18 protein-coding genes are annotated in these 26,842 nt (G+C 32.5%); 3 read left to right on the top strand and 15 right to left on the bottom strand.

What is annotated here, in order from left to right:
* Window positions 1–172: 172 nt before the first annotated feature.
* A complete protein-coding gene (locus V5787_RS05315) occupies window positions 173–400 on the top strand; it encodes a hypothetical protein (protein ID WP_336892228.1) in 228 nt (75 codons plus the stop codon).
* 215 nt (window positions 401–615) lie between these two features.
* Window positions 616–771, top strand: a complete 156-nt coding sequence (locus V5787_RS05320) for a hypothetical protein (protein WP_336892229.1) — start codon at window positions 616–618, stop codon at window positions 769–771.
* 213 nt (window positions 772–984) lie between these two features.
* Here the strand turns inward: V5787_RS05320 and V5787_RS05325 are convergent, their stop codons facing one another.
* The 15 genes from V5787_RS05325 to V5787_RS05395 all read right to left on the bottom strand — a co-directional run bounded on the left by V5787_RS05325 (window position 985) and on the right by V5787_RS05395 (window position 25,707).
* A complete protein-coding gene (locus V5787_RS05325; RefSeq protein WP_336892230.1) occupies window positions 985–2,031 on the bottom strand; it encodes a GDSL-type esterase/lipase family protein in 1,047 nt (348 codons plus the stop codon).
* 250 nt (window positions 2,032–2,281) lie between these two features.
* The gene (locus V5787_RS05330; RefSeq protein ID WP_336892231.1) at window positions 2,282–3,667 is read right to left on the bottom strand and encodes an alpha-L-fucosidase; all 1,386 of its coding nucleotides are present in this window, start codon (window positions 3,665–3,667) and stop codon (window positions 2,282–2,284) included.
* An 18-nt stretch (window positions 3,668–3,685) separates the two neighbouring features.
* The gene (locus tag V5787_RS05335; RefSeq protein ID WP_336892232.1) at window positions 3,686–5,128 is read right to left on the bottom strand and encodes a glycoside hydrolase family 30 beta sandwich domain-containing protein; all 1,443 of its coding nucleotides are present in this window, start codon (window positions 5,126–5,128) and stop codon (window positions 3,686–3,688) included.
* A gap of 29 nt (window positions 5,129–5,157) precedes the next feature.
* Window positions 5,158–7,530, bottom strand: a complete 2,373-nt coding sequence (locus tag V5787_RS05340; RefSeq protein WP_336892233.1) for a PDZ domain-containing protein — start codon at window positions 7,528–7,530, stop codon at window positions 5,158–5,160.
* 10 nt (window positions 7,531–7,540) lie between these two features.
* On the bottom strand, window positions 7,541–8,410 hold the full coding sequence (locus V5787_RS05345; RefSeq protein ID WP_336892234.1) for an alpha/beta hydrolase: 870 nt from the start codon (window positions 8,408–8,410) through the stop codon (window positions 7,541–7,543).
* A gap of 8 nt (window positions 8,411–8,418) precedes the next feature.
* On the bottom strand, window positions 8,419–11,205 hold the full coding sequence (locus V5787_RS05350; RefSeq protein WP_336892235.1) for a heparinase II/III family protein: 2,787 nt from the start codon (window positions 11,203–11,205) through the stop codon (window positions 8,419–8,421).
* 86 nt (window positions 11,206–11,291) lie between these two features.
* A complete protein-coding gene (locus tag V5787_RS05355; RefSeq protein WP_336892236.1) occupies window positions 11,292–13,964 on the bottom strand; it encodes a hypothetical protein in 2,673 nt (890 codons plus the stop codon).
* Between the two features lie 40 nt (window positions 13,965–14,004).
* Complete coding sequence (locus V5787_RS05360) at window positions 14,005–15,666, bottom strand: sulfatase (protein ID WP_336892237.1); 1,662 nt, start codon at window positions 15,664–15,666, stop codon at window positions 14,005–14,007.
* Window positions 15,667–15,681: 15 nt separating this feature from the next.
* Entirely contained in the window at window positions 15,682–17,679 is a 1,998-nt protein-coding gene (locus tag V5787_RS05365; RefSeq protein ID WP_336892238.1) for a glycoside hydrolase family 97 N-terminal domain-containing protein, read from the bottom strand.
* A 221-nt stretch (window positions 17,680–17,900) separates the two neighbouring features.
* Entirely contained in the window at window positions 17,901–19,397 is a 1,497-nt protein-coding gene (locus V5787_RS05370; protein ID WP_336892239.1) for a sulfatase-like hydrolase/transferase, read from the bottom strand.
* A gap of 6 nt (window positions 19,398–19,403) precedes the next feature.
* Window positions 19,404–20,234: an alpha/beta hydrolase family protein gene (locus V5787_RS05375; protein WP_336892240.1), complete on the bottom strand. Its 831-nt coding sequence runs from the start codon at window positions 20,232–20,234 to the stop codon at window positions 19,404–19,406.
* Between the two features lie 6 nt (window positions 20,235–20,240).
* The gene (locus V5787_RS05380; protein ID WP_336892241.1) at window positions 20,241–21,566 is read right to left on the bottom strand and encodes a sugar porter family MFS transporter; all 1,326 of its coding nucleotides are present in this window, start codon (window positions 21,564–21,566) and stop codon (window positions 20,241–20,243) included.
* Between the two features lie 25 nt (window positions 21,567–21,591).
* On the bottom strand, window positions 21,592–22,869 hold the full coding sequence (locus V5787_RS05385; protein WP_336892242.1) for a glycoside hydrolase family protein: 1,278 nt from the start codon (window positions 22,867–22,869) through the stop codon (window positions 21,592–21,594).
* A gap of 120 nt (window positions 22,870–22,989) precedes the next feature.
* Window positions 22,990–24,357, bottom strand: a complete 1,368-nt coding sequence (locus V5787_RS05390) for an alpha-L-fucosidase (protein ID WP_336892243.1) — start codon at window positions 24,355–24,357, stop codon at window positions 22,990–22,992.
* Between the two features lie 141 nt (window positions 24,358–24,498).
* The gene (locus V5787_RS05395) at window positions 24,499–25,707 is read right to left on the bottom strand and encodes a glycoside hydrolase family 88 protein (RefSeq protein ID WP_336892244.1); all 1,209 of its coding nucleotides are present in this window, start codon (window positions 25,705–25,707) and stop codon (window positions 24,499–24,501) included.
* Window positions 25,708–26,539: 832 nt separating this feature from the next.
* Here V5787_RS05395 and V5787_RS05400 point away from each other — a divergent pair.
* On the top strand, window positions 26,540–26,842 hold a 303-nt coding region (locus V5787_RS05400; protein ID WP_336892245.1), incomplete at its 3' end, for a carboxypeptidase-like regulatory domain-containing protein.

Here is a 26,842-nt window from a genome sequence, read left to right on the forward strand (position 1 = left end):
TCATTCAGCTATTTCTGTGGAATGACAATAGAACAGGTAGCACCAGACCACAGTACATTGAGTAGGTTTAGAACGGCATTGACAAAAACTAAAACCTATGAAAAATTATTTTCAGTTATAAATTCTCAGTTAGAGAGTCACAACATTATAGTTAAAAAAGGACTCATTGTAGATGCAAGTGTCATTGATACCCTTGCGACCAAAAGGAAAAACAATTCACAAAGTAACAGAAGACCGTTCAGACCAAGAGGTTACCATCACTAAAGACTATGCCCCTAGTGTTGATAAAGACGGTACTTGGTTAAGAAAGAGAGGGAAATATCATTTTGGTTTTAAGGAACATCATGTAACCGATCAACAAGGCTTGGTTCTTGGAGTATTAACCACAACTGCAAGTTAAGAATGAGATATCTAATTTAGAAGATGTTTTAAATACAGTCACGGTAAAGCTACCAAAAGACATTCCTTTAAAAGCGGATAAAGGATATCAATCAAAGAAAAACGCAACACTTTTAAAAGGTCGAAATTTAAAGAATCACATTCTTAAAAAAGCTGTTAAAAATAAATCATTGACAAAATGGGAAAAATAAATTAATTGGCAAAACAAGGTTTAAAGTGGAGCGAACTTTTGGAGGAATAAAGTTATGGTTTAAAGGTGGAATTGCAAAATACAGAGGTATGGAAAAAATGCATACTCAAAATCTGATCGAAGCTATTTGTTACAATTTACATAGAAGTCCAAGGATAATTGCCACTAATTCTAAAAACTAAAGGAAAATGAACCAAAAAATAGATCCATAACTAACATAACTAATGAAAATAAGAAAAAAAATATAAATTTTAGATTTAAAAAGTCAAAATTGAAATCTAAAACTGAAAAGAGCATTATGCAACGGTCTTCAATTTATATTCTTAAATAAAAAGACCAAGAATAGATGAATTATTTTCATATACTCTTGACCTTTGTAAAAAACTAAGTTTTTATTATTTACTCTTTAAGGCCCTTTTAATAGCGTTTTCAACTAAAGGCTCCATAACTTCATAACCTTCTACGTTAGGATGCACGGTATCTCTTCCTAATTTTTTTTTCAACCCTTTATTTTCATTTACCAATGGCGTATAATAATCTAGATAAACAACCCTATTGTCTTTAGCATAAGCTTTGATCAGCTTATTTAATTCAATGATTTTATCAGCTGGTTCAATAGAAGGACTCCAAGAATAACGAATCGCTGGTAGGACAGATGCCAAAACTACTTTAATATTATTTTCCTTAGCCAACTCTACCATAGAAAATATATTTCCAGCAATACGTTCAATAGGTATGGATCCTCTATTACCTGCTATATCGTTTGTACCTGCAGAAATCACCACCACCTTTGGTTTTAACTCAATTACATCTGGTCTAAACCTCAACAACATTTGAGCTGAAGTTTGACCACTAATTCCTCTATTTACATATGTCGGGTTAGATTCAAAAAACACTCCATGATCTCTTGTCCAATTATCTGTGATTGAATTACCAATAAACACAATTCTTTTTTCTTTTTTAGTTGGAGCTTTTAATTTAGAATTTGCCATTCTATAACGATTTAAATTCGCCCAATCTTCTTTAGGCGTTAATACAATTTTTATAACCGTAGCAATAGGATCGGGTGCTACTATAGGTAAGAAAATAGTTAAATTTCCATCTATTAAATGTGTTTTTAATTTTTCTTTTCCATAGTATAAGTAAGCTATTCTTACTTTCATTTCTCTATCAACAATCAGCTTTCCATCTTTTGGCCAATCAAACACATGTGCATAAACAACACCTTGCTTTTCTGTATAATGTCCCCAATTTGGTTTTTCAAATGAACTTTCAAAAGTTCCATAAATAGCTTCTCTATTTTCTTTCGTCCATGCTCGTATTTCTTTAGGACTTTCATTAGCTAAAAGTTTTTCAACTTCCATATTTTTCTGAGCAAAAAAGGGACTTATATTTAAAATTACAAGTATCGCTAATAGCATCAATTTCTTAAATATTTTCATTTTATATTCTTTTTAATTTATTCTTCTATTATTTGTTACTACCTCTAAAAAACTACAATTCACTAGTACATTTCGCATTTCTTAACTTTAAAAGGAAGATGTAAATTATTTATAAGACAAAAAAAATAACATTGCGGATAGCGTGAAATGCTACTACAATGTTATTTTTTTAAATGACTTATGTTTTAAATCATGGTACAACTTCCGTAACCCATGATTTATAAAGACTTTTAAGAGCTCTCTAAATATTCTATTTTTCAGACAACTCTATTTTCACAACAGTAACAGTAGAATCTGGTGCCAACATTGGCACTTCCAATATTACCCCTTTAGATGTTGCAGTTGCATTTAAATCAGACTTAGGATCTGTTAACAATGAAGCTTTTTTCACCTTAATATCTTTATTAAGCATTAGTATTCCGTTTTCTGGCCATTCAAAAACGTGTGCATAAATTACATTGTCTTTTTTAGTATAACGTCCCCATTTTGGCTTTTCATAAGGACTTGAGGAAGTGCCATAAATAGCTTCTCCATTTTTTTTAGTCCATTCTCCCATAGCTTTTAAACGTCTAATACTTTCAGAAGGAAATCTTCCGAAACCATCTGGTCCTATATTTAACAAAAAGTTACCTCCTTTAGAAACAATATCTACTAAATTTCGGATTAAATCTTCATTACTTTTCCAATTGTTATCAGACGGCTTGTACCCCCAAGAACCGTTCATAGTCATACATGCTTCCCAATCAGAATCAATTCCTGTATCTGGAATTTCTTGTTCTGGAGTACCAAAATCTCCTGCAAACTCTCCTTCCACATCCATTCCTTCCATTCCGTCTCTACCTTTATCAACTCTATTATTCACAATAGTGTTTGGTTGAATCTCGCGAATATAGTTATAAAGGTCTTTCCCCATTTCTGTAGTATAATCTGGAATCCAATCTCCATCAAACCAAACTACACCAACATCACCATAGTTTTTCAACAATTCGCCAACCTGAGGTTTCATGTAATTCTCATAATACTCTGGAAACTCAGGATTTACAACCGTTGGATCATCATGTTGTGCAATGTTATAGTTTGGGTATAAATTTCCTTGAGCTTGTGGATGATGCCAATCTACAATAGAGTAGTAAAAACAAAATTTAATTCCTTGTTTTTTACAAGCCTTTGATAATTCTTTGATAATATCTCTCTTAAATGGAGAAGTATCCATTACATCATAGTCTGAAACTTTAGAATCCCACAACCCAAAACCTTCGTGATGTTTAGCAGTAATCACAATATACTTCATCCCTGCATCTTTAGCCATGGATACCCATGCATCTGCATCAAACAATACTGGGTTAAACATTTCAGGAAATTTTTCATAGTCTTCAATCGTATAATCTAACTTGTCCATGGCCCATTCAGCACCACCTCCAGCTATTTTAGTTCCACGTTCACCACCTATAATAGAATATGCTCCCCAATGAATAAACATTCCAAATTTAGATTCTCTCCACCATTCCATACGTTCATCATCGGAAAGGTTTTTACTATTTTTCTTTGATTGACTATTCCCTTGAAATACAACTCCTAATGTAAAAAGGACCATTAAAAAACGGACAATTGTTAATCTCATACTTAATTTTCTCATATTCATGTATTTATTTATTTATTTAGAAACTATAATGGTATTGATTGAAGTAGCTTTTAGCTTAGCTGAGACTATCTTATTACCTATTTTAATGGTTATTGTTTTATTTTCTTTGTCAGGGTTATTTACTAATAACACAGTGCTCCCGTCTTTAGATTTATATGCTAAATGATTTTTCCCTTCAGTAGATTTTAATAAATGATCTCCAGGCTTCACAAAATGTGACAAATGTTTAAAAAGATAGAATTCATCTGTATAAGTAACTTCTTTTGACTTTTTATCAATAACGATCATGGAATTCTGAGGCCATCCCCAAGAACTTTTTCCTGTTTCATCTAAAATCATATTCCAATACATATAAGATCCACATCCATTATTTGTGTAATGAAGCAAGGTATTCCAAGAGACCTGTAATGATGACCAATCGTTCTCTTGTTCTCCACATTTATTTTCAGTTTGCATAAATTTATATGACGGATATTCTTTGCTTATTGAAGGAACAGATTTAGATCCACCCCATTGAAAACCTACTCCACTTAGGTATTTCGAAGCATTTTCATCATCCAATATAGTTCTAACATAATCAGGATTCCCTGCATTAATCGTACCTAGCCAAATTTCAGTTAAAAGTTTATCCTCCTCAAACTTTGGACCAAGAAACTTCCCAATAAAATAAGCCATATCCTCGGGTCTCCACGTACATGCTGGCCAATTAGGAGCATATGCAACTTCATTTTGAGGCATAATAGCCCACAAAGGCACACCCGCTTCTTTATATTGTTGTACAAATTTAGAGAAATACAAAGCGTAGGCTTTCAAATATCTTTCCTGCATTTTAAAACCTGTAGCATTGTTAAATATTTCGGCACCAGGAGTCATTCTATTTCCTTCAGCACGACCATTCCAGTCTCCACTACGTGCAGAATAATGTTCGTTTACTTTCATCCAAGCAGGAGGAGACCAAGGAGAAGCCCACAGTTTTAGATTTGGTTGAATTTTTAATGCTTGTTTAATATATGGAATAAGAATAAAACGATCTCTATCAATATTAAAATCGCGCATCACAAAATCTTCCGGAACATCATTACTTGAATAATAACTTAAGGCATAATCACTTGCTCCAAGAGGTAAGCGACACATTGTAAAATCACATCCATCTTTAGAAAATAATGCTTCCATTACTTTTTCCATTTCCTTTTTAGGCAAGACTTGCAAAGCAGTATAACCTAACTCATTAAAAGACCCTCCAAAACCATCAACAACCTGTAAAAGACTATCCATATATACAGTAATATCAGCTTCAGCACTAGACTCTATAATCTTAACCGATTTTTTGGAATTCACCCATCGCTCCGTTTCGGTTGTATAAATCATACTTGCCTTTTGAGCACTTGTAAGCTTAAATACAAATAACATAATCAGCATTAAACTAAACGTTATAGTCTTTTTATTTGTTTTCATGTTCAAAGTTCCGTTTTTAATATTAACAATTATTTAAATCTGATATTAATAGGTAATTCTGATTGGTTACGCATTACAATAATATCTATCGTATTAAGAGTCTTATTATTTTTTAATACGGTAAAAAAATCTTTTATATTTTCCAGTTTTTCTCCATTTACTTCAATAATTACATCTCCTATTTTTATACCATTATTCTGAACAGCAGGACTATGTTTCCAAGTTCTCAATACAATAACCCCTTCTGCAGAATTCAATCCATATGCTGATTGCTCTTGTTCAGACTCAACACTTTTTAATGTATTTCTCAACCAAGCAATGGTATAATTTCCTTTTTTCCCATTAGTTTTTGAAACATCTTTCAATACTGGAACTTCAGGAGTTTTAGCCAAAGCCTTTAATTCAGGTTTTAAAACACCAAATTGATTCATAGGAAAATTGACAAAACCAATTGCTAAAGCTGGTGAATTATCTAAAACACTAAAATCTAAATTTTTAGGATCTTTAAATAAAGGATCCCCAAAAGAACTATGGATATCCCTATCGTACATCTGTGGTTTCATCATCGCTTCTTCATTTGGAAACAAGTTATAGTCCAAGTCTTTTCCCCATCCTAACAACCCTACATCTTGATAGGTTTTTTGTATAATATTATTCTTAAAGACATCTTCACTTTTAGCAAACCAAACATGTGGATGTAAAGAATTATTCACCATAATATTATTTTCTACGACTCTTTGAAACCCTTCTCTTAATTTGATACCGCTATTAAGACATAGATTATTATATATATGATAGTTTGACGACCCATCATCTAAATCTATATCCCAGCCATGATCGCAACGAAATCTATTATTCCTAATAATTGTTGTTTTTATAGCATCCCATTTTGGCATTTCTGGATTAGCAGTTGTTATACTATCCATGTATTTCCTATTAGGATGCCAAAACCGGTCTCTTCCCCAAGAGTTAAATGACCCATGATCGCTGGTTTCCAAGACGGTATTAAAAACATCATTATTTTCTAAAATATGACCTCCCCAAGTTCCATCTCCAATATTTATTCCAGCACGAGGTACGTCATATATACTATTGTGATTTACAGTAATATCCATAGACATGGAAATCTGAACACCAGCAGATTGCTTTTCGATTCTGCCAATACGATAAATAAGGTTGTCTTCAACCAAACATCCTCTTGGATACAATTCATTTTTAGGACCAGCAATCGTATCCATATCAGCTAACAATACAAATTTCCTGTAATTAAATGAAGGTGAACGAACCGCAGATGGATCTCCTATAAAAGAAATAGCACTTGCCCCACATTCGTGAATATGATTTCCTACAATCTTTAGGCCTTTATTATACTTGCTCGCCATGATTACATTACCTCCTAAATTGGTGAATTCGTTATTAGAAACAATACAATCCTCTGTGCCTTCAAAGAAAATAGCACTTCCTCTATAAATGGTCCAATCACTACGTAACAATGGTTCAAACTCTTCCATAAAAGTTCGTTTGGTATTTTCAAACGTAATTCCACTAATGGTTACATTTTTAACTGGATCATCAAGCGTTCCAACAACCTGAATTAGTTCTTTTAGTACGGACACTTCAAATTCTCCTGTTTTAAGAGACACTCCTTTAGCTGGCCAATAATATAATTTATCATTCTTAGCATCAAAATACCATTCACCTGGACTGTCTAACTCCTCAAATACATTTTCAACCATACGATATTCTTTGTGTGGTCTAGAATCTCTGTTGTTTTGATGACCTCCTTTTAAAATTGGTGTTCCATCTTTATTTACTCCCGTAATTTGATAATGAAAACCGCCCCATCTTCCTCCATGTAAAGCATGAAAATAAGCACCTTCTGGATTTTCCCATGAAGCTATTCGTTCTTTTGAAATAACATCAGCAGCGTACCCTTGCCAGTAATGACCTTCTTCATTATAGTTAGGGTATCTTGCTAAAATTTGTGCCTTCCCGTCAATGATAAACTGATCAAAATCTAAACCTTTATCTACATTAGTTACGTATATCTCCTTTTTATATTTCTTCCAATCTACTTCCAAAGAAACAGACCCTTTGATACTTACTTCTGACGATTTTGATCCTTTAATGGTTATTCCGCTTAAAGAAGCATTTAATTCGATTGGTTTGGATAAATAATATGTACCTGGCAATAAGTGTATTATGATCTTTTCATCTGGTTGTCTTAATTTTATTTCAGATACTCTATCTAATGCAGCAGCTAAATTCCCAAAAGGAAATTCCTTTGTACCATCACTCTTTGTCTCTAATACTTTAGAAACATATATATCAATAGAATCGTTTTTTGACAAGCAAGATATCAAAACGATTAAAGGCAAGAAAAGTGTAAATATTATTTTCATTTAAAAATAGTTATATAGTTGGTTTTCCTTTTAAAATATCGATTGAAATCAAAAACAAATCTGCTTCTCGAGTTGTTTCAATATAACACCTGTCAGCATCTTGTTTTCCTTTATTAAAAAACCCGTGAGATTGTCCTTCATAAATAAAAACATCACACCTACTTCCTAGTGCTTCCATTCTTTTTTTATATTCATAAGCCGTAGAAACAGGTATTAATTTATCTATACCACCTAAGAAAAATATTGTTGGAGGCGTTCCTTTTTTTATATTATGCATGGGAGAAAACTCTAAATAACGATCTCCAATCCTATCATAACCATAACCCTTTTCACTATTGTCAATTACAGGATTATACAGTACAAGTGCACAGGCTTTTGAACTTATAGACAAATCATCCGTAGCTTCATTTAAACCCTCTAACATAGTAGTTGCCGCCGCTAAATGCCCACCTGCAGAACCTCCTGCAGCAACCATTTTATTTTTATCAATATTTAATTCCTTTGCATGCCCCCTTAGGTATCTCATTGCAGATTTTGCGTCTTTAACAGCTTCAAACGGTGTTGTTTTATGTTTGTTTTTCACTCGATAATCTACCAAAACTGTTATCATGCCTCTAGAAGAAAAATAAAGAGCTTGGTCTTTAAACTGATATATACTTCCACCATTCCAACCGCCTCCAAAATAGAAAACCATTGTTGGGTATTCTTTATTTTTATCAAAATTTTTCGGATTGTAAATTTGAAGTTTTAAAGTATCCCCTTGTACTATTTTATAAATTAGTTCATCTGTAAATTCATCGACAATTTCCTTGTCTTTTTGGCTATAACCATAGGCTACAACAAAAAATATAGCTAGATATATTATTTTTTTTATCTTCATAATACTTCTTATTTTAATATTAACATTTTATCATAAGGTTTAGATAATTTAAACACAATTTGCGCTGGATTATTTCTATTCGTGGTTCCCTTTCTTTTGACTATTTTACCGTTTTCAAATATCTGAATCTCTATATTTTTATCTGTTTTGGAAATCGGCATATTAATAGTAATTGGATTATCATTACTAATTAAAAATCCTTCCTCTGTTTTTTCTAATGAAAACGAAAAAGGTTCTCCTGAAGACACAATATCCCATCCTTTATATTCAAACTTTGTCATACCTGATAGAAACAGCAAATCTATCTCTTCTGTACCTTTTGACTCACGTATAATTGAAAGCAATCCTTTTTGATAGAATGAATTACCTAATGCAATATCATTTTCTGAAGCATTGACTGTAATCCTATCTTTTGCATTGTCGTCATTTAATTCTACATCTATTATTTGAGTAGTTGGATACTCTTTTAAAGATGAATAAGTAACCGTTTTAATTGGATTAATGCCTCCTTCAATATACGGATTAAAAACGACCACAAATGGATTTTCCCAAGCAGAATTTTCTCTTTTCAAAACCAACGTTGGCATAAGCTCATTTAGAATTTCTATGGGAGCAGTCCCTTTTTCTATGGCATTTGACGTTGGTAAATTGACCTTATATATTGTTTGATTTGGACTTCCTTTTACCCAAAGTTTCATAATATTATCTGGATTATCATCAGTTTTCAACTTAAAAACAGCCTTTAAATCGTTGGAAGACTCTGCCTTAAATTTATCCGTCAAATAATCATAACCTTTTAATCTTCCGTTTTTAGAATTTAAATCTGTCGTTGGTTCAAATTGAATTTTCTTGTTATTTTCATCAATAACATCTAAAGACTGCCCTAAATTATGATAAAAATATTCATGACTTTGAATCCCCTCTTTTTGTTTTTTGGATCTAAATACATCTACTACGTATGATGCTTTATTTTTAGTTTTAATTATAGCCGTAAATCGCTGCTGATTAGAAATCGTTTTAGGCTCTACAAACGACACTTTAGAAAACGTGATTTTATCGAAAGATGGTTTTTTACCTGACTTTGGAAATACATTATCCAATTTAAAAGGATAATAAGTTCTCATTGCAGAATAATCAGATTTACCATCTACAATTACCGTATTATGAGCGGGAAACCTAGAGTAAAACTCTCTGTGATCCGGGTGCCAATAACTAGATCCTCTACCCATATCTGGCCCTAATACATAATTATTAGCAAACAATTCTAACGAAATACCATTGGCATGTGCATGATTTCCAAAAGACCCAACTGTAGAAACCATTATGGCATTATCGCCTTCTCCCATTCGCTGATTTAACATGCTCACATTGGGTGCATAAAATGTTGGTGTCGTAAAACTTTCTATACTCACATTCTTATGCTTATCAGAATAAGCATTTAATTTATCAACATAAAAAAACAATTCGAAATAGCCTTTCGCTTTTCTTTCATATAATTCGTCATCAATTATTTGAGATAGCAATCCTGATATCAAAGCCTCTTTTTCTACTAAATTATACTTTCTATAATTCGCTATAAGCAGTTCAAAATTTTCTGGAGAAATCATATTATGGTGTGAATCTCCAAAACCAACCATATATCCACTAGGAAACAAATATTGGAATGAAGCCAATACGGCCTTTTCAATAATAGGATAATTTAAAAACTCATTATTATTCGTAGCTTGATCAAGTAAGGTTATAATATTTAAAAGAGTCGTGATTACATGCACCGAATAGGAAGCACATTCTGGCCACATTGCAGTTTCTTGGTCGTAAACCAAAAGGGATTCTTTTATTGAAATTTGCCTATCTGTAGAAATATTAAATGTATGATCCAAAAAATACTCTTGTCCTTTCCCGTTTTTATAATTTTCATTATTCTCTAAAACTAATGCTACATAGGTTAAAAATCGTGCTTGAAAAAGATTCCAGTTATTATCTGGAATTCCATTTTTAATAATTTGATCTCCCCATTTTTGAAAAACAGCAACGGAATTATCTAAACTATACTGATTGGATTTGAAATAATTGAATAAAAAATCATAAGTTGACACTAATTGAAGTAAAATACCTTCATGTATTACTTCAAAAGTAGCAAGTCCAGAAATATATTGCTGGTTTGAGTTCTTTAAATCAATGGGAGCATCTCTGTAATGCATCCCATCTATGTATTTAAAAAATACTGGAGAGGCAAATTCTGCATATTTAGAATCCCCTGTTAACCAATATAAAAAGGCAGCATCTTCTACAAGTCTCATTATTTGTTCGTTCAATTTTTCAATGGCAAAACCCGCCTTTGAAGGGTGAATCCATTCTTTTCTACCTGTTTTTTTATGCTCTAAATACAATCCTCTTGGATCATCAAAATACGGTTCTACATTTTCTAATCTAGGTCGTTTATAATCCGTTGCCCAATCCCTAGTTCCAGAATATCGAACGGTAGGCACTGGAGCACTTCCTTCAGAATGCGAAAATTTACCTCCTTTTAAAAACACTTTATCGTGTTTTGTTTTCCAATTCATCTGTAATCTAGAAACCAACCATTCCGAATCTTTTTCAACAAATTCTAAATACTTTTCTAAATTTTCTTTTTTTCTATCAACTAATTCATTTTTCCATTCAACTTCTTCAAGTGTCTGTAAAAAGGCTTCTTTATCCTGATTGGTTGTATAAATTCGGGGATGCGATTCGATTTGTGAAAAAAAAACTCTAGGCACCATTAAAAAATAAAAAATGAGAAGTCTATAAAACATAATTATTTATTTTTTGTATTAATATTGTTTTTCAATTAGGTTACAAATCTAGCTTTTGAAATAACCTAAATTTCAAAAAGTTTATTCTATTTAATTTCAATATGATAACCTGCTGGATATTCTTTTGCTTTTCCTTTTCCTATGGAAATTAAAACTGGGTTATCAGAAGAATAATAATATGCACCCTCTTCAAATTTTAATTCCGCAGTAATCGTTTCTTTTACAGCTTCAATTTTAAATTTTCCTTTTTGTAATAATTTTCCTTTTCCCAAATACAAATACTGAAATTGATTGTTTTTTTCTGAAGTAATTCCGAATACCCCTTGAAACTTCAATCCTTTTGTTGGTTTGTACACTTTATCATCAATTGCATTGCATATAAATTGCTTGCTGTTTTTTGACTTTACAGAAATACTTACAAAGTTCTTTGAAGTTTGAATTTTAGAAATTTCTTGAATCGACTTTTCATCGGTTTCATAAGATTCGAAAACGGCAACAAAAGGATGTTCTTTTCCATTGATATTATTCTGACGAACAATTAATGTAGGAGTCGACTCAGGGCTTTTATTTACCTGTCCTGGTGTAACATCACTTCGAAGTGTTGTTGGAGGTGCATCTACAAGGTACAATTCCCTGTTATCTTGACCCATCATCCACATATTTACATGCAAGGCAGGAGATACGGTATTAATAACCCAAGTAGCATTAAAATCATCCGTATGGATTATCTTTTTTTGATTTTTAAAAAACGAATAATTTTTATTGTATTTTGTACCTAAATCATCAACTGCAATTATTTTCAAAGATTCGTTAGCTCCACTATTAAGCGTTACTGAATTCCCCAAATTATGATGGATATAATCGTTATCTAACTGGTCAGATCTAAAAACATCTACATAATACCCTGTAGTTTCAGAAGTACGAACCATGGCTACTAAACGTCTTTTTTCATCGGCAGATACATCTGTAAAAGAAATATTTTCTGAAGTTTCTGATTTATTATAAAATCCTGCTGTCGTATCAACATATGGGTCCATTGCATTGATGGTAATATCCCCATTTTGATAACCGGGAATAATTGTATTTGACCCTGTAATCCCTCTGTGATAACCCGCATCAGAGGACCAATAGGATTCATAAGCTGAAGCATCAGGTGCCAAAGACCATCCTTTACCATAAAATTGCATTGCCAATCCATTTTTACCCAAATGAGATTTATATTTGCCACCATACAATGTAAACATTAAACCATTGTTATCATCATTACCATTTTTCATAATAATATGTCTATGAAATGGAGAATAGGCTGTTTTATGAAATGGCAAATCACTTCCCGACTCTGGTAAAACTTGGTTAAATACAATCCCTTGCCAATTTGAACTATTTCTATCATAATGTCCAGAGGCAATATTTTTACGAATAACAGTAGCCATTTTTATTGCCGTTTCTGTATCTCCTTCCCATGTTGAATACGTTAATAAAGATTCAAACGAAGACATATTTGCTGGACCCCCTCTCATATCACCAAAAACCACCAAGTTCCCACGAGCGTCTAACCAACCTAAATTTGCCATAGCTGCTTTGCGAATAATCGAATTTCCTTTTAGAGTATTTATTCCAACCTTGTACAGCTTAATCCCCATATCTAAAACAAAAGGTATCATTCCTGACGCATAACCAGGAGATTCTGGCCATAAACCTGTTGTTTTATTATAATTCCCCATAATTTCTGGTAAACCGGCATAATGTTCTCCCGATTTTTCTGTATAATAAGGAATGAAATACTCTCGTCCTTTCCCATCATCATAAAAATTATTGGACTCTAAAACAAGCATACTTCCCAATATGTTTTTATAGCGATTTACATTCCAATTCCCATTTTTCCCTCCTCTTACCAGTCCTATTTCAATAAAACGTTTAAATACGATTCCTGCTACATCTACTAACTTTTTATTAATGAGCTCTAAGTGTTCATGTGGATTCTTATTCAAATAATCAAACAAAAAATCGTAGGTTATCGCCATAGGTATTTGTCTATTATCATGGATTACTTCATAATCATAATAACCCAAAATTCCTCCTGGCTCATAACCACCAGGCCCACCAGCTGATTCTTTTGGATCCAATGGTGGTTCCATATAATAAGTTCCCAATAACCATGTCCACATAATATCCGCTGAAAACTTTGCGTATTTTTCTTCTTGAGTAATATAATATGCAAAAGCAGCCTTTTCTGCTAACTTTAATATCTCTGTATTATTCTTAGCAATCATATGTCCTGTTTCTTTATACGGAATTAAAATAGGTGTTTTATCTCTGCTAGAACGACTGATTCCAAACATATCTCCAGTTTCGTTGTAAGGAAGTCTATCCTCTAAAGGAACATTTAAATAATCGTTCCAAATACGCATACCAGGTAAACGCACTGTAGGTATTGGCGCATTTCCTTTACCGTAATCCCAGTTTTGTTTTTTTATGTAACACTGTGTATAATGCTCTCCTTTTTTCCAATACATAGCCAATCTTGAAACTATCCAATCAGGATTGTTCACATGGCGATCTACATAAGAATCTATTTCAGACAACAAAACATCCCAAGATGCTTTTGCCCAATCTTCGTTTTTAATTTTATTTAATAGCTCTGTTCTGTCTTGTTTATTAGTGAATAAACGAGGATGCTCACCTAATTCTTGAGCAAAAACAGAAATGCTATTAAGCATTAAGGAAAGAATTAAAGTTACTATTGGTATAAATTTCATAATGTAAAAAACTTATTTTTGTTTGAATTCGTATACAATTTTAATGAAGAGGAACCGTTTCAATATTTGGATTCGCTTGCGCTTCAAGGTACTTTCTAAGGATCTCTTGATCTAACTCTGAGCTATCACCATATTGTTTACGCAAATCGGCTAACTGCTCTTTTAATTGAACAACGATATCTGCGTACGCTGGATCATCAATAACATTAGTCATTTCATTTAAGTCGTTTTTACGATCGTAGAGTTCCCACTCATCTATATCGTAATAAAAATGTATCAATTTATAATCCTGAGTAATAATTGCATAATGTCTTTTTACCATGTGAATACCAGGATACTCATAGTAATGATAATACACAGCATCTCTAGTCCACTCCTCATCATTTCCAATTAATAACGGAAGTAAGCTTTCCCCTTGCATATCTTTTGGAGCATCAACACCAGCGATTTCCAATATTGTTTGTGCAAAGTCAAGGTTTTGAACCATTTCAGTATTGGTTATTCCAGCTTTAATAACATTTGGCCAACGAATTAACAAGGGTGTTTTAAATGATTCATCATATACAAAACGCTTATCAAACCAACCATGTTCTCCCAAGTAAAACCCTTGATCAGAAGTATAAATGATAATTGTATTTTCTGCTAATTTTGTCTTATCTAAATAATCTAATAATCTACCTACATTTTCATCAACCGATGCAATACAACCTAAATAATCTTGCATATAACGTTGGTAACGCCATTTCATCAATTCTTTTTTATTCATCTTAGGATACTTTTCTTTAAAGTCTTCCATCAAAGGTGTATATACCGAATCCCAAACAGCTCTTTGCTCAGGGTTCATACGCCCTACTTCTCTATGGAAAGCATCAATATCCCAACCCGAAACATCTTTTATTCCAAGTTCAGCCATCATTTTAGGATAGAGTTTAGAATCCCCAGCCCAATTCATATGTGTTAATAGATTCATTTCAGCTGTTTTAGCTGCTGTTCCACGTCCTTCATACGTATCAAACAACGTTTCAGGCTCTATAAATGTTTTCTTTGTGTATTCCTTAAAATGACGCGGTGCTGGTAACCATTCTCTGTGAGGAGCTTTTTGCATAGAAAACAACATAAATGGCTCGTCTTTATTTCTATCATTTTCTAACCAATTTATAGTCATATCCATGATAATATCAGTTACATAACCTTCAACAGTAATTTTACCGTTATTGGTATTAAAATCGGGATTATAATATTGACCTTGCCCAGGAAGAATTTTAAACTCGTCAATGCCTTTAGGGTTATTTCCAAAATGCAATTTTCCAAACATCGCAGTTTGATATCCTGCTTTTTGTAACAATTGAGGAAATGTCATTTGCGATTCGTCAAAAGGAAAAACATTATCCACCTTACCATGTATATGACAGTGTTTACCTGTAAGTATTGTAGCTCTTGATGGCGCACATATAGAATTTGACACACAAGCATTTGTAAATAGGATGCCTTCATCGGCTAGACGATCAATATTAGGTGTTTCTATTAAATGATCACTATATGCACTAATAGCTTGATATGCGTGATCATCAGACATCATAAAAATAATATTTGGTCGCTTTGGCAACTCCTTATTCTCTGCGTTATCTTTTTTTGAGGTTTGACAAGAAACCAATCCAATAAATATTAGAGTCGACAGTATTTTTGAAGTTTTTATATGCATTATTTATATATTTATTTAATTCTTAATTTTAATTATCTGTATGACAAAACCATTATTGCTTTTCACCAATAATTGTAGTTTTGACTCTTTTGTCATTTTCATTTCTTCAATTCTCACATGAGTTCTTGTATTTATAGACGCATCATCTGAATATATTTTTGCTTGATACTCACTATTATCTTGTAAAAAAGAGAATTCAAGATCTACTAAATTCGGTTTTTTACCATTTATGCCTCCAATAAACCAGTCATCACCTTTTCTTCTAGCAATAACTCCTAGTTGTCCTATTTTTGCATATAATACTTTTGTTTCATCCCAGGTAGTAGGCACGGCTTCAAAAAACTCTAACTCTGGTTCGAACCCAATATGTTTGGTATCCCCCCATAAACCATCTAGTTTTTCGGGAGAATCAGCGGGTTTATCATACCAATACAAAAACTGAAGAGGACTAAAAAGACAAACCGTTTTTGCCATTTGAGAAGCATGAGAACCCATGGCATTTACTCTTCTATTATAATAACATACGGTATTATCTGCTGCTCCAGCTAACATTCTAGTAAACATGCTAATTAAAGTATGCTCATTAGAAACAGTTGCTTCGTCTCCACGTATACCTTCTTGCGTTAAAAAATTCGGGTACGTTCTTGAAAAACCTGTTGGCCTATATTCATCATGAACATCTATAATTAAATGATATTCAGCTGCTTTTTTTATAGCTTCATGTAACCAAGCTGTAGCGTCTTGATCACCTACACGTACAAAACCAAATTTAATTCCAGCTACACCCCACTTTTTAAACAATGGCAACACCTCATCTAATTGTTTTTCTAATGCACGACGGTTTACATATAATATAACACCTATATTTTTTTCTTTAGCATAGTTACAAATAGCTTCAATATCAAAAGGACCTTTGGACCGTTTTGGGTCTAAAGTTACAGTTGTTGCATCAGATGCATTATCCATTTCATTACCATACCAACCTGCATCAAATAATACATATTGCATGTTACTACCTGAGACAAAATCTATTGCAGCTAACCCTCCTTTTGTAGTTAAAGTAGTTTCTCTTAACGCCTTTCCTGGTACAATCCAAGATTCATCTTTAATTTCTGATGGGTCATTTAAATTTTGGATGATATAATTATTTTGAAGTAAATCACCTTCATTTTCTGCCATCATAACAACCCTCCATGGCGATTGAAAAGGTAATTTTTTATCCACTTTATTCCCCTCATTAATTCTTTCTGAAACGATAGCACCAGTAATTTTGTCTTGTTTTTGAACTTCCATTTTCCCATCAAGACTTGATAAGATACTAAACTCAGAAGATGTCCCTTTTTTAAAACTTAATCGAGCATAATCAACTAACTTTGCTTCTGCTAACGCAACTTTTAAACTGGCACCCATATCAATTAACAAAGGCCTTTCACAACCTTCCTCTAATTGTGTTAATGGAATTTCATTATACTCACCTTGTGCTGTTAAAACACCTTTTTCTCGTTTTGGTGTTGACCAAACTTTATAATCTTCTGTGAAATTATAATGTATTTGTTCATCTAATGCAATTTCTTGAATGTTTTGTTCGGGGAATTCATAAGAAAAAGCGATTCCTTCATTATAAGCTCTACAAATAATATTAAACGTTGTTTCTCCCTGTTTAAAAAAAACTTTAAGTTGATTATAATGATCCGGAATACTACTTAATTCGCTAAAATTAGACTCCCATATAGTATCAGTGCTTTCCCTTTCTACTTTCAGTACAGATAAAGTATTAGATAAATCAATTTCATTAGAAATAAGCTCTAACGTTGAAGGCAATAACACTACTCTATCGTGATATTGAATTGAAAACTTAATTTTATTTTCTGGAGTAGACAAAAGTTTAAATACTTTATTCCCATCAGGTGATTTCACCACAATAGTTTGAGTATTATTACATGATAAAATAAGTACAGAAATAAGAAAAACCCCTAACCCAACTTTTATTTTAAAATTATTAAAAACCGTCATATTTATTATATATTTTATTTATTGACAAGTGATTTTAAGCAGAATAAATTCAACTATTTCATGTCTATTTTTAACGAGCCGAAGACCATTTATTAAAGTTGAATTATTAATTAAAACATCATTCTCTTTTTTGTATTTGTCTACAACAGGCAGCTTATTAGGCATCTCAATATTTGACGAAAACAGATAAGCAACACGATTCGATAGAGATTTATTCAACATTATTTTTTAGAAAATTTTTGAGTACGTTTCCATATATGACTATCCGCTAATAATTTTGCGTATTCTGAATTTAGAAGTATTTTCATTTTTTTAAATTCCTCTGGATATTTTTCAGATACTTCTTGCGTTTCACCTAAATCATTTTTTAAATTATATAATACAAAATCTGTAAGTTCAGCATCTTTCACTAAAGCCTCATTTCCATCATACAAATTATGGATCTTAGGTAAATATTCTCCATTATTTTTTAATCGACATAAAATTTTCCAATCCCCGTCCCGCATTGCCACAACTTGATCATTAAGAGCATCATAAAAACTCCACAATAAAGGTTTAGTTCTTTCAAAATTTCCTGATTCAAATATGGAAACAAAAGACTCTCCATCTAAATCTATTTTTGGCAACTCTGCTCCTGCCAATTCACAAAACGTAGGTAAAAAATCTAATGATGAAATCACGTTATCAGATGTCCCTCTATAGCTATCTTTACCAATCCATTTTATAATACCAGGCACTCTAAACCCTGCCTCGTTTGTCCATAATTTCATTCCTTTTAAATCTCCAGGAGATCCATATGATTTTTTTGCTCTATTATATCTCATAAAAGTTTCTGGACCATTGTCTGAAGTGAAAATCACCAGGGTGTTTTTATTATGATTCTTTTGTAAATACTCCATTAAACGGCCAACAGCAAGATCAACATTTTCAACATTCGCAAAATATTCTGCCTGTTCTCTGTTTTCTGCCTTCGGTAAATATTTGGCAACCAATTCTTCTGGAGAAGCAATTGGTTCATGAGGTTCATGAAAATTAACTTCTAGAAAAAATGGTTTCGTATTCTCTTTCTTATCTAACCAATTAATAGCTTCATCAATAATAATCTGACTACTAAATCCAATAATTTCTCCTACTTCCTGACCATTACGCACAAAATTAGTCGGATTTTGATGACTTGGTGAGACATTATTATGTGTTGCCATCCAATGATCAAACCCAAAGTCGTTTGGTTGTGGTTGTTTATCAGAATTAAATCTTGAACTGCAATGCCATTTCCCTACCAAACACGTAGCATAACCAACTGATTTTAACAATGCAGGAATGGTTTCTTCATAAGCCTGAAGATGTACTAAATCTCTATTGTCTTCACTTTTTTTAAGTCCTGGAATAAAATCGTATACGCCTGCCCGATTGGGACTTCTACCTGTTAACAAACCAACACGAGAAGGAGAACATACTGGTGCCGCCGAATAAAAGTTAGTGAATCTTATACCTGTAGCAGCTAACTTATCTAAATTCTTAGTCTCAATAATTGGGTGTCCAAAAGACGCTAAATCACCATAGCCTAAATCATCACATAATAGCACTATAATATTCGGCTGACCTACAATTTCTTGTTGATTTTCCCCTACTTTTATTTTAGAATATTTCTTTGTTTTGCAAGAAAAACTTACCATAAAAACGATAAGAAAAAAATAATTAATTGTTTTAAAATTCATCCTTGTTTAATTATTAGTGTTCTTAAAATAATTGCTAAAAAACAGCATTTGATATTTTATTGAATTCTTCCAATATTTATTTGTATGTCCGCCAGGGCGTTCTATATAATCATGTGGGATGTTTCGTTCTAACAACTTGTTATGAAGTCTAACATTGGCATCATAAAAAAAATCATCAACTCCACAGTCAAAAAGAAAATGTAAATTTTCACCATTTAACAAATACAGCAAATTAATTACAGTATTATTTTCCCAAACTTCAAGATTATTAGCATACTCCCCTAATCGTTTAGATATATTCCAACGCAAAGGAAAAGGACGAATATCTACACCACCACTCATACTTGCTGCAGCTCCCCAAATATCAAGATGTTTAAATGCTAAATACAAAGCACCATGTCCCCCCATACTATACCCCGTAATAGCTCTATTTTTAGAAGTCGCTATTGTTTTATATGAAGTGTCTACGGCAGAAACCAATTCTTCTGATATATATGTTTCATACTGCATTGAAGCATCTATTGGACTGTCAAAATACCAACTCGTTTTCTCTCCGTCTGGGCAGACAATTATAACATTATAATCATCAGCATATTTTTTAATATCGGGTGCTTTATTCATCCAAGATGAATAATCTCCTCCGGCACCGTGAAGTAAATAAACTACTGGAAATAAACTCTCTTTATTTAAATAAGAATCTGGGGTAATCACCACATTTTTAATTTCCTTATTCATTGCCTTGCTATAAACAACAAGAGTATCAACCTTTGAGGCAAACACAGAACTTGTAAAACCTATAACTACAAGAAAATAATAAACAAAATTATTCCTTTTCATATCTCATTATTTCTTTAATATAATATCCTCTAACTCTTCTAATGTTTTTCCTTTTGTTTCCGGCATCATAAATGCGACAAACAGCAACTGAAGCACCATCATACCAGCAAAAACCATAAAAACAACACCAGCACCAATCATAGGGTGTTTAAATAAAAATGGAATTGAAGATGGAATAATAGCTGCAAGAATCCAATGTGTTGAACTTCCAAAAGATTGCCCTGAAGCTCTTAAGTGATTTGGGAAAATTTCAGAAATAAACACCCATATAACAGCACCTTGTCCAATCGCATGCGATGCAATAAACAAGAATAAGAAAATTGGCACTGCCATTCCTGTCCATTCATTGAAAAAGGCCGCAGAAACCAAACTTAAAGAAATAATATATCCTACTGAGCCAAAATACATCAATGTTTTTCTTCCCAATTTATCAATTAGAAATACTCCGAAAAGTGTAAAAACAAGATTTGTAACACCAATTCCAATACTACTTAATAAGGCAGTACTCTCTTCTAAACCAGCCTCTTTAAAAATACGAGGAGCGTAGTATAAAAAAGCATTTATGCCCGAAAACTGATTAAAGAAAGCAATTAAAAAGGCTAACGTTAAAGGAAACCTATACTTTTTAATAAATATAGTTTCTGATTTGTCGTTCGAATCTGAATGACTTTCAATTTCTTTTACTTGTTCTTCAATATCTATATTTGGGTTTATCATTTTCAAAACTTCTCTAGCTTCTTTACCTCTAGATTGTGACAACAACCATCTAGGACTTTTAGGAACTTTCAATGTGAATAAGATATACAATACTGCAGGTATTGCTTCGACTCCTACCATCCATCTCCATGAGTTTTCACCTAAACCACTTAAAAGGTAATTAGACATATAAGCGATAAGAATACCAAACACAATATTAAATTGATATAAAGCGACCAAACGTCCACGATTTTTAGCTGGTGCAATTTCTGATATATAGGCTGGTGCAGCAATCGTTGAAGCTCCAACACCAATACCTCCAATAAACCTTGCTATAGCAAAGATATATGGATCATTAGCAAATGCGGAAGCTACAGCTGAAACAGCAAATAAAACCCCAATAATAATTAAGGTGTTTTTACGACCATATTTATTGGTGGGAAATCCTCCAAAAACAGCACCTATTACAGTACCCCAAAGTGCAGATCCCATAACCACCAAACCATGAAATGAATTAGACGACCCCCATAGTTCTTGCAATTTTTGATCTGCTCCGGAAATAACCACCGTATCAAATCCAAATAGAAACCCTGCAAGTGCCGCAGTAATTGACCATAATATTATTTTTTTGTTCATTTTTTATATAAGTTTAATTAGTTAATTATTTTAAAGGAATAACCATATTCCATGTTTTTGTTCCATTACCAAATCCACCAGGTCCATCCATAGTCGCAAAAAATAAATGTGTAGGTTTTCCTTCTTCTACAAGAACAAAGGCACGTTCTAATTGACCTTGTTTGACCGTTTTTCCATCATTCCATTTTACGTTTTTAGTGTATGCTTTAGGGTTTTCATCAATAACCCAATTGATACCATCCTCTGAATGAGCTAAAAGTCCATCACCTTTTCCTCCGGTAATTAGTCCTCGTTGATCTTTTGCTATCATATGATACCCGTTATCATCACTCCATAAATGCGGATCTTCAATCTCTCCAAAACGTTCCATCGAAAATAATGGTTCATCATCAATTATAGCATATGGTCCATCAAACGAAGGAGCTATAGCAACTCCAATACTCATACCACTATGTTGTACACCATCTTCTTTATAACTTCTACCTTTAAAAAGCAATACTACGGATCCATCCTTTTTTATTAATGGAGAAGGATTAGACATTAAAAAACTATAATATGAATTTGGTTTAACATCTAAAATTGGCGAGTCAGATCTTTTCCATGGACCGTTAGGACTTTTGGAGGTTGCGATGCCAATACGTTTTCTCCATCTTGAAGTAATACACCATTTACTGGATAAATCAAATTCACTAATATTCCCTACTGAAACATCTTCAAAAGGATGTGTTGATCCCATATAGTATAGTATATACGTATCTTTATATTTTACGATTTTTGGATTATGACAGGATTTTCCATCCCAATATTGAGAACCTCGACTTCCTAAAGCAACATCTTTAAATTGATAAGGTCCCTCTGGAGTAGTTGAAGTCGCATGAACAATTTCAGAAGCAATCATCCACCCTGGATGAAAAGGCAACATTTTTGGCCATCTAGAAGCATACATATGATACAATCCATCATCAGCTTTAATTACAGAACTTCCCCAAACCCAATAGTCTTGCATCTGTAAACCACCATTAACTGGTGCTTCTTTTAAATTATTTAATATGGAATTCTGTGCTCCACAGGTGAATATAAATCCGATATAAATCAGAAAAAGAGAATTCTTTATTTTAGAAAACAATAAACCATCATAAGAAGGTTCAGCTCTTTTGCTACATGAATAGTCTTTGCCTATAATTATTGAAATCCTATTCCAATTAATAACTGTACATCTTTGACTAAAAAATGTAGCTTTTACTTTTCTTGTGAGTATTTCACAAAATCTATCTGCGAAAGTAGGTGTGTTTTGTAGTTTCATACTTTAAACATTCGTTTTGATTAACCGAATAACAATAAGTTAAGTAAAATATTTAATTCTTTGTTTTATAAATTTAACCTGCAACTATTTTATATCTTAAAGGCTCAGCTCTCAAACATATTATAAACTACTTAATTCTATATTGCCCGCAATTACAATTTTAATAACACTTGCTATTGGATCTGGGGCTGTTTTTGGCAACTTTATAATTAGCCCTTCATTTGAAGATCTAGTTTTAATTAATTGATTATTTACTAATAAAGTAGATTGAAGCACTTCATTCTTCAATTCGGGAATATACAATTCACCATCTTTTGGCCAATCAAAAACAGAAAAATACAAAATTGTATTTTCACTATCTTTTTTAATAGTACACCTGCCCCAATTAAATTTTTCAAAAGGACTAAATTGTGTTTCATAAATAGCCTCGCCATTTACCTTTAACCAACTGCCCATCGCTTTTAGCCTTTCAAGTGAAGGCTCTGGAAAAACACCTGTACCTGTAGGCCCTACATTAAGCAAGAAATTACCACCCTTGCTAGTAATATCAACTAGATGCCTAATTAGTTTTTTATTTGTTTTCCAATTATCATCAGCTTTATTATAGCCCCAATGGTTATTCATTGTCATACAACTTTCCCAGGGTTTCATATATTTCCCCTCTGGGATTTCTTGTTCATTAACCTTATAATCACCTAAACAAGGTCCTACTCTACTATTTATTATACATTCCGGTTGTAACTTTCTAATGATATCAACTATTTTTTGCCCTTGTTGTTTGCTTACCAATTCATAAGTATCAAACCACATTATTCCCAAAGGACCATAATTGGTAAGTAGTTCTTTTATTTGAGGTATTGCTTTCCTATCTAAATACCGTTGTAAAACTTTATTTTTCTCTATAGGGTAATCAATCAAATTACTCCTCCAAGCTATATTACCTGCATATCCAGTCGGGCAATCAGGATCTTCCCAATCTCTTCCCAAGGAGTAATAAGTACAAAATTTCAGTCCTTGCTTTTCACATTCTTCTGCTAATTCTTTTAATGGGTCTCTTTTAAAAGCAGAACCTTTAACAATATTATGTGAGCTAGTTTGTGAATCATACATTGCAAAACCATCATGGTGTTTTGCTGTAACTACAATGTATTTCATACCTGCATTTTTTGCAATAGACACCCATTCTTTAGCATTAAATTTAATGGGGTTAAATGTTTTAGCATATTCTGTATATTCTTTCAAAGGAATTTTAGCTGTAAACTGTAACCACTCTGCATGATTAGTTTCTCCATTCCATTCACCTCCAGCTCCAGAGTAGACCCCCCAGTGAATAAACATTCCAAATTTAGCATCCTTAAACCATTCCATTCGTTGATCACCAGAAGCCTGTTCCTCCTCATAAACCTTCTCAGTCGAACTTGTTCCACGTTTACAACTTGAATTGAACAATATCATAAAACACATAAATATAAAAACTATCTTTTTCATAATTTGTTATTTAATATCGTTTTAAGGCTTAGCTCTCAAAACATGTTATAAACTACATTATTCTAAAAAACGCTTCCAAATCATGAAATTAAATTCATTAAATTTGGAAACATTAATCATTCACTTGTATTTAAAAACTACTTACTTTACTGCTAAGTCAGAGTTTTTTGATTCTAATTTTTTCAAACGCAATAAAGCCTCCATATAATAATAATCTGCATAGATTATTGGCATATCTAACTCTGAATTATTAGGGTAGTGACCTGTTGAGTGCAATAGAAGTGCTTGATTTGTATCTCCACTAAAATACTCTTTGGTCGATAAAATCTCCAATGATTTTTTAGCAGCATTAAAATACTTTTCTTTTAAATCTTTATCCTCAACCAAACCAGACAATTCTAACAACCCACATGCAGCAACACCAGAAGCTGAAGCATCTTTTGGAGCATTAGGAATCTTAGGATCATCAAAGTCCCAATAAGGAATACCATCTTCTGGCAACCTGTCTAAAAAATGATCTGCTAGCCTTATAGAAGTATCAAGAAATTCTTTATTCCCCGTTTCTCGGAATGCTATTGCAAAACCATAAATACCCCAAGTTTGACCACGAGCCCACATTGATTCATCAGCATATCCTTGATGTGTGTACCCCTTTACAAACTCACCTGTTTCTGCATCAAACCCTGCGACGTGATAAACAGCATTATCTGGTCGTACAATATAATCCATTGTCACCTGAGCATGACTTTCAGCAATATCATATAGTTCATTACTACCACCATTTTTAGCTGCCCAAAAAAGCAATTCCAAATTCATCATATTGTCTATAATCGTATTATGACCAAATTTCTCAACCATTCCTGGCCAAGATAAAATAGAACCTACTTTTGGATTGTAAAGTGTTGCTAATGTATCTGCGGCAGAAAGCAATACTTTTTTATAATCTTCATTTCCCGTAAGTCTGTAACCATTTCCATAACTACAATAAACCATAAATCCGATATCGTGATTATCTGCAGGAGTAAATGCAATTTCTCTAATAGGATCTGTAAACCTTTCAGCCTCTTTTCTTAAAAATTCATCACCTGAATGCTCATAAGCATACCATAAAACTCCTGGCCAAAAACCACTACACCAATCTCTTACTCCAACAACTTCCCACTCCTTTTTCCCTTTAGGAATATTTCTTAAATAGGCGTTGGAATTAACTAAATCCTTAGATATTTCTTTGGTTTTTGCAGTACTTAAATCTAACATTTTTGAAGCACTAAAAACAGGTACTTCTTCTTTTTTCGATTCACATGAAGCCATCACTAATACGATGCTCATTAAAAGAAACAATCTTTTCATAATATTTATTATATACATTTTTATACATTTAAACGTGATCTACATAGAATTTCTTAAGTAATAGCGAACTTAAAAATCTAAGTATTTCAATCAATCCATTTTTATGCAATCTAGCAAGATAGAAAATCAGCAGATGTAAATTATCAATCAAAAACTATAAAATATAATCCCTTTTCCATTGTTTCACAAGGGACATGTAAAATATTAATCAGATTCAGCAGATACAAGTTTAACTTTATCAAGAAACAACACGAAGCGATTTTATAGACCACAAGAAAAACAGAGTACAGTACAACATTGTAACTTGAGAAACCTTCACTTTTATTTAGATTACACTTTAATTCGAATTTCCTCAAACACTATACTAATGTGACAGCTGCTGATTGGATTAAAACATCGTTAGAACCTACAGTCATTCTATCATATTGATAATCAGTACATAAATCAACATAGCATCTAAACATATCGATCTAGTCTTGATTATTTAACGCCATTAGAATAGATCGTCTAGTTCACAAGAATGTAAACCGCATCAAAAAAAATAGATTTTAAATATAAAGGAACAGACCATAGTTCAAACTTGTTTTTGCCTTCTAAACGGCTAAAAAAACATTTTGAACAAGTAAATTAACACAAAAATGGGCAACCTATTTCTGTATAATACCATCCATAACCCCACTTGTTTTCCTCAATCGTAAGGCGTTTTAATTATCTATTGACCTTAATAATAGTTAAAAGAATCATAATTTATAGTTATAGGGTCATAGCTCATCACTAGAGTCTCTATTTCTCTCTAACATTGTCTTATAAAACCAATAAACATTAAAAATTTATGAAAAAACTAAGACAGTTAAATCTGAAGAGTTTTGGAAACTTATTATTGATTATAAGCTTTCTATTACTAGGCACACATACCCGTATATATGGAGCCAATACAATTAATAATCAAACTATACAAAACAGAACTATCACCGGAACCGTTATTAGTTCCGACGATAATATGGCAATACCAGGAGTTAATGTTATATTAAAAGGAACATCAATAGGAACAATAACAGATTTTGACGGAAATTACTCCATAAATGTTTCATCCTCTGATGCTATATTAGTGTTTTCTAGTATAGGATTTGTAAGT

It is taken from the genome of Flavicella sp., from assembly GCF_037132785.1.
In the GTDB taxonomy this organism is placed as follows: domain Bacteria; phylum Bacteroidota; class Bacteroidia; order Flavobacteriales; family Flavobacteriaceae; genus Flavicella.

What these genes read in the sequence shown, in the direction of transcription:
- V5787_RS05315 (WP_336892228.1), top strand. Translation starts at nt 173, where the DNA reads ATGCAAGTGTCATTGATACCCTTGCGACCAAAAGGAAAAACAATTCAC.
- V5787_RS05325 (WP_336892230.1), bottom strand. Translation starts at nt 2,031, where the DNA reads ATGAAAATATTTAAGAAATTGATGCTATTAGCGATACTTGTAATTTTA.
- V5787_RS05330 (WP_336892231.1), bottom strand. Translation starts at nt 3,667, where the DNA reads ATGAGAAAATTAAGTATGAGATTAACAATTGTCCGTTTTTTAATGGTC.
- V5787_RS05335 (WP_336892232.1), bottom strand. Translation starts at nt 5,128, where the DNA reads ATGAAAACAAATAAAAAGACTATAACGTTTAGTTTAATGCTGATTATG.
- V5787_RS05340 (WP_336892233.1), bottom strand. Translation starts at nt 7,530, where the DNA reads ATGAAAATAATATTTACACTTTTCTTGCCTTTAATCGTTTTGATATCT.
- V5787_RS05345 (WP_336892234.1), bottom strand. Translation starts at nt 8,410, where the DNA reads ATGAAGATAAAAAAAATAATATATCTAGCTATATTTTTTGTTGTAGCC.
- V5787_RS05350 (WP_336892235.1), bottom strand. Translation starts at nt 11,205, where the DNA reads ATGTTTTATAGACTTCTCATTTTTTATTTTTTAATGGTGCCTAGAGTT.
- V5787_RS05355 (WP_336892236.1), bottom strand. Translation starts at nt 13,964, where the DNA reads ATGAAATTTATACCAATAGTAACTTTAATTCTTTCCTTAATGCTTAAT.
- V5787_RS05360 (WP_336892237.1), bottom strand. Translation starts at nt 15,666, where the DNA reads ATGCATATAAAAACTTCAAAAATACTGTCGACTCTAATATTTATTGGA.
- V5787_RS05365 (WP_336892238.1), bottom strand. Translation starts at nt 17,679, where the DNA reads ATGACGGTTTTTAATAATTTTAAAATAAAAGTTGGGTTAGGGGTTTTT.
- V5787_RS05370 (WP_336892239.1), bottom strand. Translation starts at nt 19,397, where the DNA reads ATGAATTTTAAAACAATTAATTATTTTTTTCTTATCGTTTTTATGGTA.
- V5787_RS05375 (WP_336892240.1), bottom strand. Translation starts at nt 20,234, where the DNA reads ATGAAAAGGAATAATTTTGTTTATTATTTTCTTGTAGTTATAGGTTTT.
- V5787_RS05380 (WP_336892241.1), bottom strand. Translation starts at nt 21,566, where the DNA reads ATGAACAAAAAAATAATATTATGGTCAATTACTGCGGCACTTGCAGGG.
- V5787_RS05385 (WP_336892242.1), bottom strand. Translation starts at nt 22,869, where the DNA reads ATGAAACTACAAAACACACCTACTTTCGCAGATAGATTTTGTGAAATA.
- V5787_RS05390 (WP_336892243.1), bottom strand. Translation starts at nt 24,357, where the DNA reads ATGAAAAAGATAGTTTTTATATTTATGTGTTTTATGATATTGTTCAAT.
- V5787_RS05395 (WP_336892244.1), bottom strand. Translation starts at nt 25,707, where the DNA reads ATGAAAAGATTGTTTCTTTTAATGAGCATCGTATTAGTGATGGCTTCA.